Origin of the sequence: Microvirga puerhi, assembly GCF_020089865.1 — a bacterium.
In the GTDB taxonomy this organism is placed as follows: Bacteria; Pseudomonadota; Alphaproteobacteria; order Rhizobiales; family Beijerinckiaceae; genus Microvirga; species Microvirga puerhi.
The window spans coordinates 1-16142 of record NZ_JAIRBM010000020.1; the positions used below are offsets into that span (position 1 = coordinate 1).

Here is a 16142-nt window from a genome sequence, read left to right on the forward strand (position 1 = left end):
GCGCCGCCGACACAACCCCATCCTGCGCCAAAGCCTCCAATGCTTCAGCCTCAACCGCGTCGTCACGGTACCGCCTCAGACGACCAACCAAACGACACGACGCACTCTCAAGCAAACGACGCTTGCGCATATAAGGACGTGTGCCGGAGATGCTGTCCGAGACGGCGACTGATGCGGCCGCATACAAATCATCGGATGCCATTTCGATTCCAGGATCGCGCTCGATCACGCCTGCGATACCAAGCAAGACATTCCGCAGCTCGCGAAGCTCGCCGTCTTCGGCATCTTCAGCGATCGCGGCAGCAATCTGCTCGATCTGCGTGATCTTCTCGTCGAGAACTTTTGAAAAAGGTGTATTCGCCATTGGCCGCCTCCTGGAGAAAACGGCGCGCGATTCCGTCTGCGCCTGTCTCTCTAAGATGCGCTTTCATGGTTAATGAAAGGTTAGAGAGGGATCCGAAATCACCCCTCCATAGGCTGAAGGCTGGCTATCCGCAGAGGGTTCCGGGTCGCTCGCTGGTGGTGATGTTCGGCGTGATGGCGAGACCTGATCGGCGGGGAAGGAATCGACTTCGATTGCTGCCGCGACAGCCTTCTCCATCTCTTCCATAAGGCGCATGTCAGCATCGGGAAGGGTCTCCTTCTTGAGAGCGGCGCGCCAGTCCGCGTCGCCTGCCTTCTTCAGGCGATTACGGATCGGCTGCGTACGTGCGACCAGTGCAAAGGCCCTCTCGAGACGCGCGAGACCGTCGTCGCTCTTTCCGTGATAAAGTCCGGGCGTCAGCCGGTCGCGCGCAGTCGAGGGCTCGAGCAGAATCTGAGCGCATTGCGCGATCAGCGCATCGGACGGTCCGAGTGCTTTTGCGCCCAGCGGCTGGATGAGAAGTTTCAGGAGCCAAGCGACGGGGCGATTGGGCAGGTTGGCCAAGATCTCTGCGAAGCGCGCCTCGATCGTCCGGAAACTGCGGAGCATGCAGTAGCGCAGAAGCGGCAGGTCATCGGGCTGTCGTCCTTCATCCTGCCAGCGCTTGAGCGCCGCAGACAGCAGATATAGCTCCGAGAGGATGTCGCCGAAGCGCGCCGAGATCAGTTCCCGTCGCTTGAGAGCACCGCCCATGGTCAGAAATGCGAAATCGGCTGCAAGGGCGAAGGCTGACGCATAGCGCCCCGCTTGCCGATAATATCGCGTCGCAGCGCCGGCATTCGGAGCAGGGGAGAGAAGGCCGCCACTCCAGCTCCGGCCCCAGGTGCGGAAAAAGGTCTTGGCTGTATGGCCGACATGCGCCCAGAAAATCTTGTCGAAGGCCGCCAGTCCGCGCTCCTCATCGGAATCGTTGAGAGCCAGAAGTTCCTTGAGGATATAGGGATGGCTGCGAATAGCACCCTGGCCGAAGATGATTAGGCAGCGGGTCAGGATATTGGCGCCTTCGACGGTGATACCGACGGGAATCGCGCGATAGAAGTTGCCGAGATAATTGAGGGGGCCGTCGATCACGGCCTTGCCGGCATGAATGTCCATGGCATCGTTGAGGGCCGTGCGCATGCGCTCGGTGGCCTGAAGCTTCATGATGCCGGAGATCACCGCCGGGTGATGTCCTTGATCGAGCGCCCCGCAAATGAGGCGCCGTGCTGCATCGAGCTGGTACGCTGTGCCGGCGATGGCTGCGAGTTTTTCCTGCACGCCCTCGAAGCGTCCGATCGGGACGTGGAACTGTTCGCGGATTCGCGCATAGGCGCCGCTGGTGTGTGCAGCGAAAGCCGCGCCGGCGGCCGACAGGGAGGGGAGGGAGATCCCGCGGCCTGCTGCAAGCGCGCTCATGAGCATGCGCCAGCCCTGACCCACATGCGCGCGGCCGCCGATCACGTCGTCCAAAGGAATGAACACGTCGTGACCGGCATTCGGTCCGTTCTGAAACATCTGGAAACACGGAATATGGCGGCGTCCGATCTCCACACCGGGAGAGTTCGTCCGGACCAGGGCTACCGTGATCCCGATCTCCTCCTCACTGCCTAGCAATCGCTCCGGATCGCGCAGCTTGAAGGCGAGGCCCAGCACCGTCGCAATGGGGCCGAGAGTGATGTAGCGCTTATGCCAGTTGAGGCGGATGCCGAGGACCTCCTGACCCTCATGCGTGCCGTGACAGATGATCCCCGTATCGGTCATCGATGCGGCATCGGAACCGGCCTCCGGACTAGTCAACCCAAAACACGGAATCTCGCGGCCGTCCGCCAACCGTGGCAACCAGTAATCCTGCTGCTCCTTGGTGCCGAACTGAAGGAGCAATTCGCCTGGTCCCAAAGAATTCGGCACCATGGTGGCAACGGCGGCCGCGACCGAGCGGGTGGAGATCTTCCGCACGACTTCCGAATGCGCATAGGCGGAGAAGCCGAGGCCTCCGTATGCCTTGGGAATGATCATGCCGAAGAATCTGTTCTGCTTCAGGAAGGTCCAGGCTTCTTCGGGAAGGTCGCGATCCGTCCAGGTGATGCGCCAATCGTCGAGCATGTCGCACAAAGTCTCGACCGGACCGGAAAGGAAAGCCTCCTCCTCGGGCGACAGGCGGGCCGGCGGAAAGGAGAGGAGCTTGTTCCAGTCGGGATTCCCGGTGAACAGGTCTCCATCCCACCAGACATCGCCTGCCTCGATGGCTTCGCTTTCCGTCGCGGACAAGCCGGGCATGGCTTTCCTGGCAAACCGGAAGGCAGGTCCTGACAGCCATTTCAGGCGAAAACTCTGGTCGGTCATGGCGTCTTGCTCGCTCCGCTCCATGCCACCCGGGCGCACAGCACCCAAATGCGGCTGGTCCGTTCCTGCCCTCTTTGTAGAGGGGAAATGGATTTCGCCCAGGGTTGCGAGGCCTTGGCAAGGTCAAAGGTTGCGCAACGGCATGTGTGACAGGAGACGGGATCGAAAGATCGCGACCATGTGTTATCTCAAAGGATCGGGCCGAGCAGCCAAGGCATGGCAACAAGGCATAGGAAATGGAGATCACATCCGCCTTCCGGGTCACTGCTTCAGACGGCAGTAAGCCTGGTGCCTTCGCAACCTTTCCATATGATCGCGAGCTGGTGCGGCGGTTCCGCGAGGCCTTTCCCCGCGCGCGCTGGCGCGCTGACGAAGAATGCTGGTTCGTGCCCGGGACGACAGCCGTCCGCCGACTGAATGCATGGATCTCGCAGGAACTCGAGACGCTCGATCGTCATGCGGACGACAAGGGACGCGATGCCTTTGCGTTCGAGCCTCTCGCAAGTCCCTATCTGATCGTCGGGGATGATCTGGCGGTGCGCACGCCCTATTCACGCACCGTCGTGGAGGCAATGCGCCGTATTCCCTGGGCCCGCTGGGATCCCGCGGCGAAGATTTGGCGCGTCCCATTCCGGTCCTATGACGCGCTCCTTTCTCTCTGGCCGGAGATCGAGGCGGCGGCCCGACGCAACGAGCCCGAGGCGCGTCGGAGACGACGACAGAAGATGAAGGATCAGGGGGCCAGCCCCGTGCGACAGACCGAGCGGCGACGGTTCCGCTATCCGGTGCCGGAGGATGAGCTTCCACCGCTCGGTGAACTTGTCGCCACGAGAACTTGGGGAATCGTGATTTTCGAAGCTGTCGATACGGAGCCTCTTAGAGAAGTTGTTGCGGAGGACCTCTATCCTCATGTGAAACCGAGCCTGAACCGATATGTCTGGGCGCATTGGCGTGTGCCGCTCCTATCGGAGATCTATCGAGCGAGGCCTGCCAAGGCTGCAGATGATCCGATGAACATAGCGCGCCGGGGGTGGTGGCTGCCTGATCGAGAAGAGTTGCGAGAGAAGGCCCGGGAGCTGCGCCGGATGGAGCGATCAGTACAGACTCGGAGGGCGGTATCCGATCACTGATGTCGTTACGACATAAAAAAATCCGGGCCGAATGGCCCGGACCTTGCTGTCGGATATCTTCCATCTAGAACGGGATATCGTCGTCGATATCGGAGAAGCGGGAGGGTGCGCCACCGGAGGCCTGAGCCGGCGCCGGCCGCCGCTCCATCGGCGAGGAACGCCCGAACTCGCCGCCGCGGCTGATCTGCCCCGCCTCCTCCTCATACTCGCCCGAACCGCCACCGCGGCTGTCGAGAATCGTCAATTCGCCGCGGAAGCGCTGCAGCACCACCTCGGTGGTGTACTTCTCCTGGCCCTGCTGATCCTGCCACTTGCGCGTCTGCAGCTGGCCTTCGATGTAGACCTTCGAGCCCTTCTTCAGATACTGCTCCGCCACCCGCGCCAAGTTCTCGTTGAAGATCACCACCGAGTGCCACTCGGTCTTCTCCTTGCGCTCGCCGGACGCCTTGTCCTTCCAGGTCTCAGAGGTCGCAATCCGCAGGTTCACCACCGGCTCGCCCGAGTTCAGACGCCGCACCTCAGGGTCACGCCCCAGGTTGCCGACCAATATCACCTTGTTCACACTGCCTGCCATGGCACTGTCTCCACTCATCTCTCCTGACGATTGTCAGGTCGGTTTCGCTCTCCTGCCCGGGATCGAGCATCTCTTTTGTTCTATCTTTGTTCCGGAAAAAGTACAAGAGGATAAGGAAACCGAATGGGAGACATGTGGGATGATGATGTTGCACTAGCGAAGATCGCGGAGAATTCCTGCGAGCTGCCGGTGCGCGGTTACTCGGCCGCCTGGAGGTATACGACTGACGACTGGGCGCCGCGAACCTCGCGAAGGGTCTTCGCCATGTAGGTCAGGCGCTCGATCAGCTTATCGAGATCCGCCGTAGCACCATCGCTCAGATCGTAGGTCTTGCGGCCTCGATAGAGTCGGTTGATCTGGCTTTCCATCTCGGCGGCGCTTTCACGGACCCGGTGGATGAGATTATCCGCGATGACGTCGGCATTGCTGTCGACGACGCAGAACCCCACATCGCTTGCACGTTCCTTGGACATCAGGGACACCTCTTTTTGTCGTTCTTCTTCGGTTCAAGCAATGGACCGCTGGTCGGCGAAAAGGCCGAGACGGCGGGCCAGAATTCTTTTCGTCACAGGCCCGATCCAGGGCAGATCAGCCAGACAGGCAATTTTGTCGTTGCTTTCCACATAACTGCGAAAGAATCGATCGCGCTCCTGCCAGACCCGATCGATGGCCTCGGCTTTGCCTGGATGCCGAAATCCCATGCGGACCGACGCGCCGATCTCGAGTATGCGCACGCACTGCTCATATGCCCTGCGTCCGACGGATGGCGTGACGCTGGATTGGCAGATCGCGAAGATCACATGCCGCGCGAAGTCCTCGGCTGTTGCCGGAGGCGTGTATGTATCGTCAGCGCACCGCGATCCCGATCTGTCACTACGCCGTGTAGAGGCGACGGAGCTTGGCAATAAGTTCACTGTATGTTCCATGCGTCTTGAATCATCCGAACGAGTTTCGTTCCTGTCTTGCGAATCCGTTGTCGAGCCCGCCACCGAAAGCCCGAAGGCTGCGCAAAATCGAAGCGGGAGGGGCCAAGTCGCGTATGGGCCGAGAAGGAGCGAATTCCTTCCAAGTCGCGCGAGCGCGGGCTTCTTGAAATCTCTCGAAAAGCGTCGCTGCCGCTGTGTTTTTCAGCATGGCTGCGTCGTCCGAAAATGGGATCCGCCGGCCGCTTTTGCAAGGTCGTCAGTGGTGATGGAACGGCCTGCGAAGAACGTTCCGGCCAGCTGGAAATCTCGCGGCGCGCAATGGTGAAGGTTCTGGCCAGATCGAGATCGGGCTCCAGGCGATGAACCGCCACGGCGCAGGAGAACGCCTCCGCGAACGGGGCCATGGCGCACCATGTCTTTTCCGCCATGTGCAGGGGCCAGGCCCACAGGCCGTCGCCCCGCCTCTCACCGAGGCTCTCACGCTCGATGAAGTAGCCCGTTCCCTTGTGTTCGAGGCCGCTCGCGGTCACCAGCCATTCTTCGTTCTCGAACAGGAATTGCTCTTCCGCTACGGCTGCCATTCCGACATCCTCCCAGCGATGGCAGCGGGTGCCATAATGGCGCCATCCCCGCAGCCCATCTGTTGCAATAGGAACAAAAAGAGAACATACCGCGAGGAGGTTCCATGTCAAGCAAATGCGCTCGCATGGACTGTAATCTCGGAGTAACGGACATTATGTGGTGGCCAGGGAAATAGGATTAAAGAGATTCCCGCAGGCTTCCGAAAAATGAGACGAAGCTCTCGCAAAGATTCACGGCTCAGCTTGATTGGACAGGGCCAAGCTGCGGCAAAGGGAGAGACCCGAAAATGACAAGTCTGAAACGCCCGGAGAACGACAGCTTGAGGCGTCTCGAAGAGTTAAGGACGATGTTTGAAAAGCTTCGGGCAGAGCGGATCAGGGCGGAGGGCGAGGTCGAACGGCTGACGGGAGAGCTCGAACAGGCCCGTGCACAGGCGAGAGAGGAGTTCGGGACCGACGACGAGGCGGAGCTGCAGCGACAGATTGAAGCGGCCCAGGAGGAGAACACGAGGCGCGTCGCAGATTTCGAAGCCGTTCTTCGCGATGTCGAGGATCGTCTCCGTCAGCTCGGGGGCGAGCCCTGATGCAGACAGAACTCGTCGACAGCGACATTGCCAGGACAGCTGCAGCGCTTGCACGCCTGGAAGGGCGCCGCGATGCGCTGAAGATTCGTTTGGACGAGCTGACGCGCGACATCGAATTGGCCAAGGGACGCCTTGCAGTCAAGGACGAGGTCGAAGCCTTCATCGACGCCGTTCACGGCAGCGCCAGCCGGCGCAATCTCGCGGCCTTCGAAACGCTCCTGACTGCACTCGTGCAAGAAGTCCTTCCCGGCGAAAAGCCGGTTGCCCTCGACCTGTCCACGGAGCGTGGCCTTGCGGCGCTCGATATTTGCGTGCGGCGTCCCGATGGGACCTTGGAAGACGTGCTGGAGGACAACGGCGGGGCGCTTACCAACGTGATCGGCATGGCCCTGCGGCTGATTGCCGTGGTGAAGGCGGACGTCGCCCGCTTCCTGGCTCTCGACGAGGCCGATTGCTGGATCGCCCCTGAGCGCGTTGCCTCCTTCTATCGCGTGCTCGAAGACGGTGCGGCGAGGCTCGGCGTGCAGTGCTTGGCGGTATCCCACCACGATTTGTCGCAATTCTCCGGTCAGTTCCATATCGCCCGCGTCGTCGGCGAGCCTCGTACCGGTGTGACGATCGAGTCCGTCGAGTGCAGCGCTGCATGGAATGATGCCGCGCCCGGCCTGCGCTTCATCCGGCTCGTCAACGTGCAGGCCTATGAAGATGCGACGTTGCCCTTGAGCCCCGGTGTCAATGCCCTGATCGGGCCGAATAATCGCGGCAAGTCCACGTTCATCCGGGCTCTCCGCGCCATGTTCTACGGCGAGGCGCGCGACAGCCTCGTGCGCGCCGGCGCGAAATCTGCGAAAATCGAGATTGGAGTGGCGGGCGGGCGTATCCTTCGCTTCATACGCCAGCCGCGCCGCACACCGGTCAATATCTGGTCGCTGCATGAGTCCGATGGGCGCGTGGTAGAGACGCCGTCCATGCGCTACGAGACCGGCGGTCGCACGGTTCCGGACTGGGTCGGCGAGCTGTTCCGCATCACCAAGGTCGAAGACCTCGACGTTCACATCGCGCATCAGAAATTCCCGGTTTTTCTTCTGGGTGAACCTGCATCTCGGCGTTCGGCCGTCCTGTCGATCGGACAGGAGGCAAGCTATATCCGCGACATGCTCATCATTCACCGCGAACGCTGCGCTCGCGACAATGCACTCGTGCGCAATGGTGAACGTGAACTCGCGAACCTCCGGACCGAGTTGGAAAGCTTTGAAGTGCTCGGCAGTTTGAGAGAGATTCTCGCGGATGCGCAGGATCGTGCATCCGCGATTAAGACGGCTGAGAAGCGCCTCCAATCGCAAAGCCAGACCATGGAACGGTTGCGGGCGATGACGCGTCAGGTGCGTCAGGCACGTGCACGTGCCGAGGCGACGGCGGCGCTGCCAGAGCCTCAGAGCTTTCTGAAACTCTCCACCGCCATGCAGCATATCCAGGAGCGCGAGCGCATTGGACGCGCCACTCTGGATGTTGCCGGACGCCTTCATCGCGCCAAATCGCGCTTGGCTTGCTTGCAGGTGTTGCCTGACGGGCCGCCAGCTCTTGAAAATCTGCAATCGGCGCAAGAGGTCCGGAAGCGCCTCACCCTCCTTCGGGGCGCGTCTGCGCAGGCACGGGAGAAGCTGGTGCGGATTGATGCTGAGGCCAGCGCACTTCGTGCTGCGATGGCCGACTTGGTCGAGGAAAGCGGCGGACTCTGTCCGACCTGCGGTTCGCCCGTCAGTATCGACACATTGCTCGACCATTCATCTCATTCCACCGTGGAGCCACTGAACGCATGATCCTTTTCGGTGATCGCCTCGATACGCAAACCTGCAGCGGGCTCCTCGTCATCGGAGATCCGCATGTGGGTTCACGCCGTCCGGGACGGCGCAAGGATGCGCTCTGGCCGCAACCGGTTCTCTCCAAGCTCGAGCATTGCGTTTCTCTTGCCAATGCTCGCGATCTCGCAGTCGTCATCCTCGGCGATCTGTTCGATCGTCCCGTGGAGCCCGATGAAGCGCTGAAGAACCAGCTGATCCGTGTCTTGAAGGGATTCAAACACCGTCCCGTCGTCAATGTCGGCAATCACGATATCCAGCATATGACCCTGACGGACAGCGATACGCTGGCGCTCCTCGGTTTGTGTGATGTCGTGGATGTCGTAGCGACATCGGTACCTGTCGCGTCGTATCGGATCGGGGACCGTAAGATTGGCGTCGGCATGACGCCGTTCGGTCAGGCGATTCCAACGGACATTCGCGGCTCCTTCACGGATGTGGACTGGCAGGCTTGGTTCACGCACCACGACATCGCCTTCGACGGCGGCTATCCAGGTGCGGTCCCACCTTTCGCCATTGAGGCCTGCGACCTTCTCGTCAATGGTCACATTCACAAGACCCAGAAGGGCGTGACGGCGGGGCGCACGCGCTGGCTTAATCCCGGCAACATCACACGTCAGTCGGTCGATCTTGTCGACCACGTTCCACGCGCCTGGATTCTGGACGCCAGCGGCGAACTTGTCCCCGAGGCGCTGCCGTTCGAAACGGATGTCTTCGATCTGACCGGACGCTTGGTCGATGCGGCCGAGGAGGCGGCCGTCGCGCAGGCCGTGGAGAGCGCCTTCGTCACACTCCTACAGGCGGAGTCGCCGACCGAATTGCGGCGCAGTGGCGACGGCTCGATTCTGCGCGACGAGATTGAGGCACACTTTCAATCGAACGAGACCTCGGATGTGGTGCGCGCCATCGTGCGTTCGCTTCTCGGCGAGGCCGTAGAGCGCCACGCCCGCTCCTGATCGTTTAGAACGCGAAAGGATCGGAATAGGGGAGGCGTCGTCGCCGTACAGGTGTCTCGGGAAGGATTGGGCGGCTGATATCGACGGCGACCAATCCCTCGCAGGCGAGGGCCAGGACGGCTGCGACGCCATCGGCGGCGTTCATCGCAGCGCTCGCGCAGTCTACGAGCCGCATCGTTCCGCATTCGTCGAGCTGATGCAGGATCCGCACGCGATCTCCCGCCGTCACGGGCGTGCGACGGCACGCCGTGATTAGGCGTACCGTCGCGAGGCGGGGCTCGGCGCGCAGGCTCGCTGCCGTCTCGAAGGTGAATGGCCGACCGTCATTAGCCACCGATCCGTGAATGGCGGCAGCGCGCAGAGGATGGCTCAGCAGATCCTCGTCGGTGACGATGTCCACGAGGAATGCCGTACCGTCGCGGACGATTTCAAAATCCGCCACGTGCTCAACAGTCATATCCCCCAGATCGAACACGGCGACCGAAGCTGGCGCCCGCAATGTCTCGATCTCCGCATCGAGTTCGCAGATGGCGAGAAAGTCCGCGATCAAGGAGGGCCGTGTCACAGGCACAGCCGAGCTCTTGCGCGCACGTCGGGGGCCTGAGCGAGGCGCGTGCCGCGAAGAGAGGTCGAGAAGGGCTTGTGCTGACATCGCTCCTCCGGAAAATCGGCCGCACAGGTTAAGAAATTGATCCTGCGCTCCATAGAAATGGTCGTAGAACAAATATAGAACGTAAGGTATGCCGTCAATTCTTAGCAGGCTCACCGATCGGTAGGGCTAAGCAGGCCGACTGCCGGATGTGAAACATAACTTGAGGCAAAACGACGCGATGGCTGAAGTTGCCGTAAAATAAGGGGTTTTAACCTTGGCAATACTGCTCCGAAACTGGACCTGAAAGACCTGATTTGCTATAGAACAAACATAGAACGAGCTGCTTCTCAATGGGGCGCTCACCGGCCCGCGAGTGCTTCGCGGCCTCCTCTTCAAGGATGAGGGTCGAGATGAATACCACTGATAAGAAGATCGCTGAGGTCCTGGCCAAGTTCGGCGAGCCGATGGCCGGCAACGTCTGGCGGGTCCAAGGCACGGCCGTGATCTATCACAAGGCGCTCGAGCGCATCGCGGCGCAGGCCAAGATCCAGTTCGAACCGCCGATGATCGTCCGCGCCGAGCGCGACGAGGCCGTTATTCTGGTGACCGGGCGCATGGGAGAACGGCTGGAATGGTCCATCGGCGAAGCGCTGGTCGGCACGAACTACCGTGTCTCGGGCAAGCAGGCGGCATACGTCTATGCGATGGCCGAGAAGCGTGCGAAGGACCGCGTGATCCTGAAGCTCATCGAGCTTCATGGGCTTGTCTATTCCGAGGAGGAAGCAGACGAGTTCCGCAATAGCCGTCCGGTCCATGCGGAGGCGCAGATCGAACCCGAGAAGACTGCCGTCGAGATCGTCGCCCCCGACGCCAATGTGGAGGCAGATCTGAAGCAGAAGATCAGCAAGGCGAAGACCATCAACGCCGTGACGGATCTCATGCTTCACGCGGAAACGCAGCGTGTCCTGAACGATCTGCCGGAAGGAATCCGCGACGAGATCCGGGATTTCGCGAAGGCTCGTCTCGTGGAACTCGGCTGGCCGTCCAAGAAGGCAGCGTGATCTGTTGTAATTCTCATCGAGAAGGGGGCGAGCGATCGTCCCCTTCTCGATGAGAGAATCCGCCTCTATCATAGGGATGACAGCATATGAGGATGGACGCGGTATGAGTCTCGGCTCCGAGATTTCCCAAACCGGCAGGCAGGATCGATGGGTCGGCCGTGGCCTTATCGTGGGAGCTACGCTGTGCCTGATCGGTGCCGGCGGTTTGCTGTGGTGGCGTCAAGGCGCCGCCGTGTTCAGCGACGTCGTGTCCGCAGCCCTCGCATGGTGTTTCTGAAGCAATCCGCTCCGTGAGGTTTTCGCCAGGCCGTGGCTGGTCTTGTTCCAGTGAAACGGCACATGCATCACCTCCCATATCGCTCGCCAGGCGGCCACGCTCACCAGCAGGTAATAGATGGGAAGGAGTGCCGTCCACGGCAGAAGCCGCCATAGACGCCGCCGCTTGAGGGCCATCAGGGCCGGAAGGAAGATCGCCGCAAGACCCATCGCGAACAGCGTCCCGCTCCAGGCCCGCAGGAGATTGGAGCCCGAAACGATCGTGGCCAGACCAGCCTCATCCCGCCATGTCAGCAGAAACAGTCCGGTGAAGATGGGAAAGACCAGTGCGCTCAGTACCGTGCCATAGGTGAGGATCGCTGCCCCAAGACACTGCCACGGTCCGAGTTCCGACAGGACCGCTCGCGGCGCACGGGAATGGCTGATGCAGGTTTGCATGAAGCCTTTCATCCAGCGGGTGCGCTGGTTCATCCAGGTTCGCAGCGTCGCGGGAGCCTCCTCGAGCGTCGAGGAGGGGAGGTCGTGGACGCGATATCCCCACCGCGCCAGGCGAATGCCGAGGTCCGCATCTTCCGTTACGTTCCATGCGTCCCAGCCATGGACGCGCCGCAAGATATCGATGCGGAAGTGGTTGGAGGTCCCGCCGAGCGCGATCGGGCTTCCAATCTCGGCGAGACCAGGATTGAACACGTCGAAGAGGATCGCATATTCGATGGTGAAGAGGCGCGTGAGCCAAGTATCGTCAGTATTGTCGATCGTCAGCCGCGCCTGGAGGCAGGCGACGTCCGGCGGGGCGGTGGCGAAGGCCCGGGCCGCCTGCCGCAACTGACCCGGTTCGGGCACGTCCTCCGCATCGTAGATCACGACGTAGCGACCGCGGGCCAGGGGCAGGGCGATGTTCAGCGCTCGCGGCTTGGTCCTGGGATTTCCGGCGGGAGCAACGATCACCTCGATGAATCCGGGCATGGCGATGGCCGCAAGAGCCGCTGGCGTTTCCTGGTCGTCGGCCTCCAGAACGAACTTGATGTCGAGCTTGGCCGATGGATAATCGAGCCGTGACAAGGCCGTGACGAGCCGCGTCGCAATCCGTCGCTCCCGATAGAGGGGCACGATGACCGTATAGATCGGCAGCGCGGCGTCGTCTTCGCGTCGGATCGACCGGCGCGGCTCCGGCGGGTGTCCCAGCAAAACGGTTGCCAATCGCAGGACGACGGCTGCGAAGAACAGCGGGCTCAACCCTGTGCCCAGCGCGGCGATTGTCATGGCGGGTGCCCTTACGGCACCGTAGGACAAGACGAGCGAAAGAAGCGCGAGGCCCACAATGTGGCCCGTTCCGAGACCGTCTCGGATCGACAATTCCGGACGTGCATTCGGCAGGGCGTTCGCCCCTAATTCGGCAACTCTGCGCTGCCAGATACGCATCACCGCGTGCCGCAGCCGGGTTGGAGCCGTGACGACGAGCCCTCGTGGCGCGATATGTCGGTGCCGGAGAAACTGGGACACAGCCGGGCCCGACGGAGCGACTACGAAGCCCTCAAAGCCTTCCAGAGGAGCAATACCGGCCAGGATGCTGTCCGGATAGCGGCTGAGACGCGACGGACGTGGCGCAGCCGTGAATGGGAGGCCGAGCTCCATTGCCAGCGCCCGGTAGAAGGTGACTTCGTCGACGATGCCGCTCTTCAGGAGATGGACGTCGACCGGAACGCCTATGGCCCGAGCGTTCGCCACCGCTTCGTGGAGAACCGTCGGCGCGATCCCGTAAGCCGCCAGGAAACCGATTTCCAGCGGCAAGACGAGGCCGTCGAGAGTTGACTGTGGGCTGGCCTCCGCTAGACCCTCGTTCGCGGGGGCGAGCGGTCTTCGCAGGTATGGCGGGACAGCTTGCAAAAGGTGACGATTGCCTCATCGATACAATGTGACTTTATTCGTCGCGCGCGTCGTCCGTAAGATCAAGACCCTGCCGATAGGGCAGGTTCTATTGTTCTTGATCCTCGGCTCTTCCGCCTTGACTCCGGCGTGGGCTCAGGGGGTCGCCATCCCGAATTTCTGGGATCCGCGGGTCCAGCTGGAGCGACCGGACCTCACCGGCCTTCGCCCGATCAGGTTTCTGATCGACGACGATTTCCCGCCTCTGGATTTCAGTGGCCTTGACGGCAACCCGACCGGATTCTCCGTCGAGCTGGCCCGCACCGCCTGCGAGCGCCTGGCCATCACCTGCACCATCCAAGTGCGCCGCTTCGACACGCTCCTCGATGCCTTGGCCGATCGTCAGGGAGACGTTGTTGCCGCAGCCATTCCGATCACGCCGTCCCTCCGGCAGCGCTTCGCCGTTACGGCGCCTTACTTCAAGATCCCGGCCCGTTTTGCAGTCAAGAAAGACCGCAACGAACCGCCACCAGAGGTGAAGTCCCTTGCCGGCAAGACAATCGGCGTCGTCACGGGCTCGGCACATGAGGCCTATGCCAAGGCTTTCATGCCGGGCGCCACCCTCAAAGGTTTCGGAGAAATGGCTGAGGCTCAGACAGCCCTGAAGGACGGGCAGATCGACTATCTGTTCGCCGATGGGTTGGGCCTTGCCCTATGGATCGGCGGCGAGGATTCCGCCGGATGTTGCGACTTCGCAGGCGGTCCTTATCTCGAGAGCCGGTTCTTCGGGGAAGGCATCGGCTTTGTCGTCCGACAGGACGAGGAGAACCTGCGCCGGGCCTTCGACTATGCTCTCCAGCAGCTCTGGAAGGAGGGAAAATATGCCGAGCTCTATCTGCGTTTCTTTCCCGTCAGTCCCTTCTAAGTCGCATTGACCCCGGGCGGCAGGCTCCCTAGAGCATAATTTGCGAGGCATAGCCTGCCTTTCGACGGGCGGCTACCTTCGTTCTCCGGCCCGGGTTTCGGTTCCTTCGAAACGGAAGTCGTTCCAGAGAGCTCGGACCCAGAGTGGCCTCCACGTTTGGGATCCATTCGATGTTCACTCTTTCAAGCCGCGCATCGGGGCGCGGAAAACCGGGTCCACTTTTCCGCATGATGCGTTAGTGTGCCGCCTTTCATCAGCTTCAGGTCACATGTCCCAACCTCTATCTCTCGATCCCGCTCTCATCGACGCCGCTCAAACCGCGACGGCCTGGCCCTTCGAGGAGGCCCGCAAGCTCGTGGAGCGGCTCAAACGGACGGGCAAGAAGGAGGTTCTGTTCGAGACCGGTTATGGCCCCTCGGGCCTGCCGCATATCGGGACGTTCGGGGAGGTCGCCCGCACCAGCATGGTTCGCTATGCCTTCCGGCTGCTGACGGGCGATACGATCCCGACGCATCTCTATGCGTTCTCTGACGATATGGACGGCCTGCGCAAGGTTCCCGACAACATCCCGAACAAGGAGTTGGTGGCGGCATCCCTCGGCAAGCCTCTGACGCAGGTGCCCGACCCGTTCGGAACCCACGAGAGCTTCGCCCATCACAACAATGCCCGCCTGCGCGAATTTCTCGACGCTTTCGGGTTCGATTACGAGTTCCTGTCGGCGACCGAGTGCTACAGGGCGGGCCGGTTCGACAAGACGCTGCTCACGGTGCTTGAGCGTTACGATGCGGTCATGGCGATCATGCTGCCCTCGCTGCGCGAAGAGCGGCAGCAATCCTATTCGCCGTTCCTGCCGATCCATCCCAAGACGGGCATCGTGATGCAGGTGCCCATCGATGAGCGCAAGCTCGATGCCGGCACGATCGTCTGGCGGGATCCGGAAACGGGCGAGCGTTTCGAGACGCCGGTGACGGGAGGGCACGCGAAACTTCAATGGAAGCCGGACTGGGCCATGCGTTGGGTTGCGCTCGGCGTCGACTACGAAATGGCCGGCAAGGACCTGATCGACAGCGTGAAGCTGTCGGGCGAAATCGCGAAGGCGCTCGGCGGCCTGCCGCCGGAGGGCTTCAATTACGAGCTCTTCCTGGACGAGAAGGGACAGAAGATCTCCAAGTCCAAGGGCAACGGCCTCACCATCGACGAGTGGCTCACCTATGGTACGCCAGACAGCCTGGGGCTGTTCATGTTCAGCAAGCCGCGTGAGGCGAAGAAGCTCTATTTCGACGTGATCCCACGTCAGGTAGACGATTATCTCACGTTCCTCGAGAAGTATCCGTCGCAGGACGCGAAGGCACGCCTGATGAACCCCGTCTGGCATCTCCACGCCGGCCACCCACCGGCGCCGGAGCTGGTCTCGTCGGGCGGCGGCAACCAGCCGGGAACGACGATCTCCTTCTCGATGCTGCTCAATCTCGTGGCGGTTGCAAACTCCGAGGATCCGGGCGTGATCTGGGGCTTCATTCGTCGCTACGCGCCCAACGTGTCCCCGGAGACCCATCCGCGTCTCGACAGTCTCGTGAAGCGGGCTGCACGCTACTTCGAAGACTTCGTGAAGCCGCAGAAGACTTATCGTCTGGCGGACGATGTGGAAGCCGCATCTTTGCACAAGCTCTGGGAGATTCTCGGTTCCTTCGAGAACGGCGGGCGGCCTGTGACGGCGGAAGCCATTCAGGAAGAGATCTACAATGTCGGCCGTGCCGAACCGCGCTACCAGGATCTCAAGGCCAAGGGCGCCACGCCGGAGCGTCCGGGTGTCTCGATCGAGTGGTTCAACACGATCTATCAGGTGCTTTTGGGCGAGCCTCGCGGTCCGCGATTTGGCTCGTTCGTCGCGCTGTTCGGTGTCAAGGAAACGCGAGCGCTGATCCAAAAAGCTCTGGAAGGGAAGCTCGTGAGCGAGCACGAGGCTTTCCTGAAAACGAAGAGTGCCGAGCGCGCGGCTTAGATGCATTTTTCGACGAACCGGATCCGCTTCGTCGTCAAAAAATGCGGTACGCCAACGAAAAGAG

At 61.5% G+C, this 16142-nt stretch carries 15 protein-coding genes; 7 read left to right on the plus strand and 8 right to left on the minus strand.

The annotated features are described in order from the left end of the window. Positions 1 to 364: hypothetical protein (locus K9B37_RS20155; protein ID WP_224315332.1), on the minus strand; the 364-nt coding region annotated here is incomplete at its 3' end. A gap of 69 nt (positions 365 to 433) precedes the next feature. Continuing rightward, positions 434 to 2746 (minus strand): acyl-CoA dehydrogenase, encoded by a 2313-nt coding sequence (locus K9B37_RS20160; RefSeq protein WP_224315333.1) that lies wholly within the window; start codon positions 2744 to 2746, stop codon positions 434 to 436. A gap of 236 nt (positions 2747 to 2982) precedes the next feature. Between K9B37_RS20160 and K9B37_RS20165 the strand changes: the two genes are divergently transcribed. After that, on the plus strand, positions 2983 to 3876 hold the full coding sequence (locus tag K9B37_RS20165) for a hypothetical protein (RefSeq protein WP_224315334.1): 894 nt from the start codon (positions 2983 to 2985) through the stop codon (positions 3874 to 3876). Positions 3877 to 3940: 64 nt separating this feature from the next. Here the strand turns inward: K9B37_RS20165 and K9B37_RS20170 are convergent, their stop codons facing one another. From K9B37_RS20170 to K9B37_RS20185, 4 genes are all read right to left on the minus strand, one after another. Beyond that, entirely contained in the window at positions 3941 to 4450 is a 510-nt protein-coding gene (locus K9B37_RS20170) for a single-stranded DNA-binding protein (protein WP_224315335.1), read from the minus strand. A gap of 197 nt (positions 4451 to 4647) precedes the next feature. Further along, positions 4648 to 4923 carry a hypothetical protein gene (locus K9B37_RS20175; protein WP_224315336.1) on the minus strand — a complete coding sequence of 92 codons (276 nt, stop codon included), beginning with the start codon at positions 4921 to 4923 and terminating at the stop codon, positions 4648 to 4650. Positions 4924 to 4956: 33 nt separating this feature from the next. Then, positions 4957 to 5184, minus strand: coding sequence for a hypothetical protein (locus K9B37_RS20180; RefSeq protein WP_224315337.1), 228 nt, complete (start codon positions 5182 to 5184; stop codon positions 4957 to 4959). 176 nt (positions 5185 to 5360) lie between these two features. Next, positions 5361 to 5957: a hypothetical protein gene (locus K9B37_RS20185; RefSeq protein WP_224315338.1), complete on the minus strand. Its 597-nt coding sequence runs from the start codon at positions 5955 to 5957 to the stop codon at positions 5361 to 5363. A 287-nt stretch (positions 5958 to 6244) separates the two neighbouring features. Between K9B37_RS20185 and K9B37_RS20190 the strand changes: the two genes are divergently transcribed. Genes K9B37_RS20190 through K9B37_RS20200 form a run of 3 tightly spaced genes read left to right on the plus strand, consistent with a single transcriptional unit; the run spans position 6245 to position 9356 of the window. After that, positions 6245 to 6541, plus strand: coding sequence for a hypothetical protein (locus tag K9B37_RS20190; protein WP_224315339.1), 297 nt, complete (start codon positions 6245 to 6247; stop codon positions 6539 to 6541). Beyond that, positions 6541 to 8361 (plus strand): AAA family ATPase, encoded by a 1821-nt coding sequence (locus tag K9B37_RS20195; protein WP_224315340.1) that lies wholly within the window; start codon positions 6541 to 6543, stop codon positions 8359 to 8361. The genes K9B37_RS20190 and K9B37_RS20195 overlap by 1 nt, the downstream gene beginning before the upstream one ends. Then, the gene (locus K9B37_RS20200) at positions 8358 to 9356 is read left to right on the plus strand and encodes a metallophosphoesterase (RefSeq protein ID WP_224315341.1); all 999 of its coding nucleotides are present in this window, start codon (positions 8358 to 8360) and stop codon (positions 9354 to 9356) included. The genes K9B37_RS20195 and K9B37_RS20200 overlap by 4 nt, the downstream gene beginning before the upstream one ends. 4 nt (positions 9357 to 9360) lie before the next feature. Here K9B37_RS20200 and K9B37_RS20205 read toward each other — a convergent pair whose 3' ends face one another. Next, a complete protein-coding gene (locus K9B37_RS20205) occupies positions 9361 to 9927 on the minus strand; it encodes a hypothetical protein (protein ID WP_224315342.1) in 567 nt (188 codons plus the stop codon). Positions 9928 to 10358: 431 nt separating this feature from the next. On the opposite strand from K9B37_RS20205, the gene K9B37_RS20210 reads away from it, so the two are divergent. Further along, on the plus strand, positions 10359 to 11009 hold the full coding sequence (locus K9B37_RS20210) for a trna delta -isopentenylpyrophosphate transferase (protein ID WP_224315343.1): 651 nt from the start codon (positions 10359 to 10361) through the stop codon (positions 11007 to 11009). Between the two features lie 219 nt (positions 11010 to 11228). On the opposite strand, the gene K9B37_RS20215 is transcribed toward K9B37_RS20210, so the two are convergent. Then, the gene (locus K9B37_RS20215; protein WP_224315344.1) at positions 11229 to 13076 is read right to left on the minus strand and encodes a glycosyltransferase family 2 protein; all 1848 of its coding nucleotides are present in this window, start codon (positions 13074 to 13076) and stop codon (positions 11229 to 11231) included. 124 nt (positions 13077 to 13200) lie between these two features. Here K9B37_RS20215 and K9B37_RS20220 point away from each other — a divergent pair, with 124 nt between their 5' ends. Together K9B37_RS20220 and K9B37_RS20225 are read left to right on the plus strand one after the other, a co-directional pair. Continuing rightward, on the plus strand, positions 13201 to 14076 hold the full coding sequence (locus tag K9B37_RS20220; protein ID WP_439651769.1) for a transporter substrate-binding domain-containing protein: 876 nt from the start codon (positions 13201 to 13203) through the stop codon (positions 14074 to 14076). Positions 14077 to 14344: 268 nt separating this feature from the next. After that, on the plus strand, positions 14345 to 16078 hold the full coding sequence (locus K9B37_RS20225; protein ID WP_224315345.1) for a lysine--tRNA ligase: 1734 nt from the start codon (positions 14345 to 14347) through the stop codon (positions 16076 to 16078). Positions 16079 to 16142 lie beyond the last annotated feature (64 nt).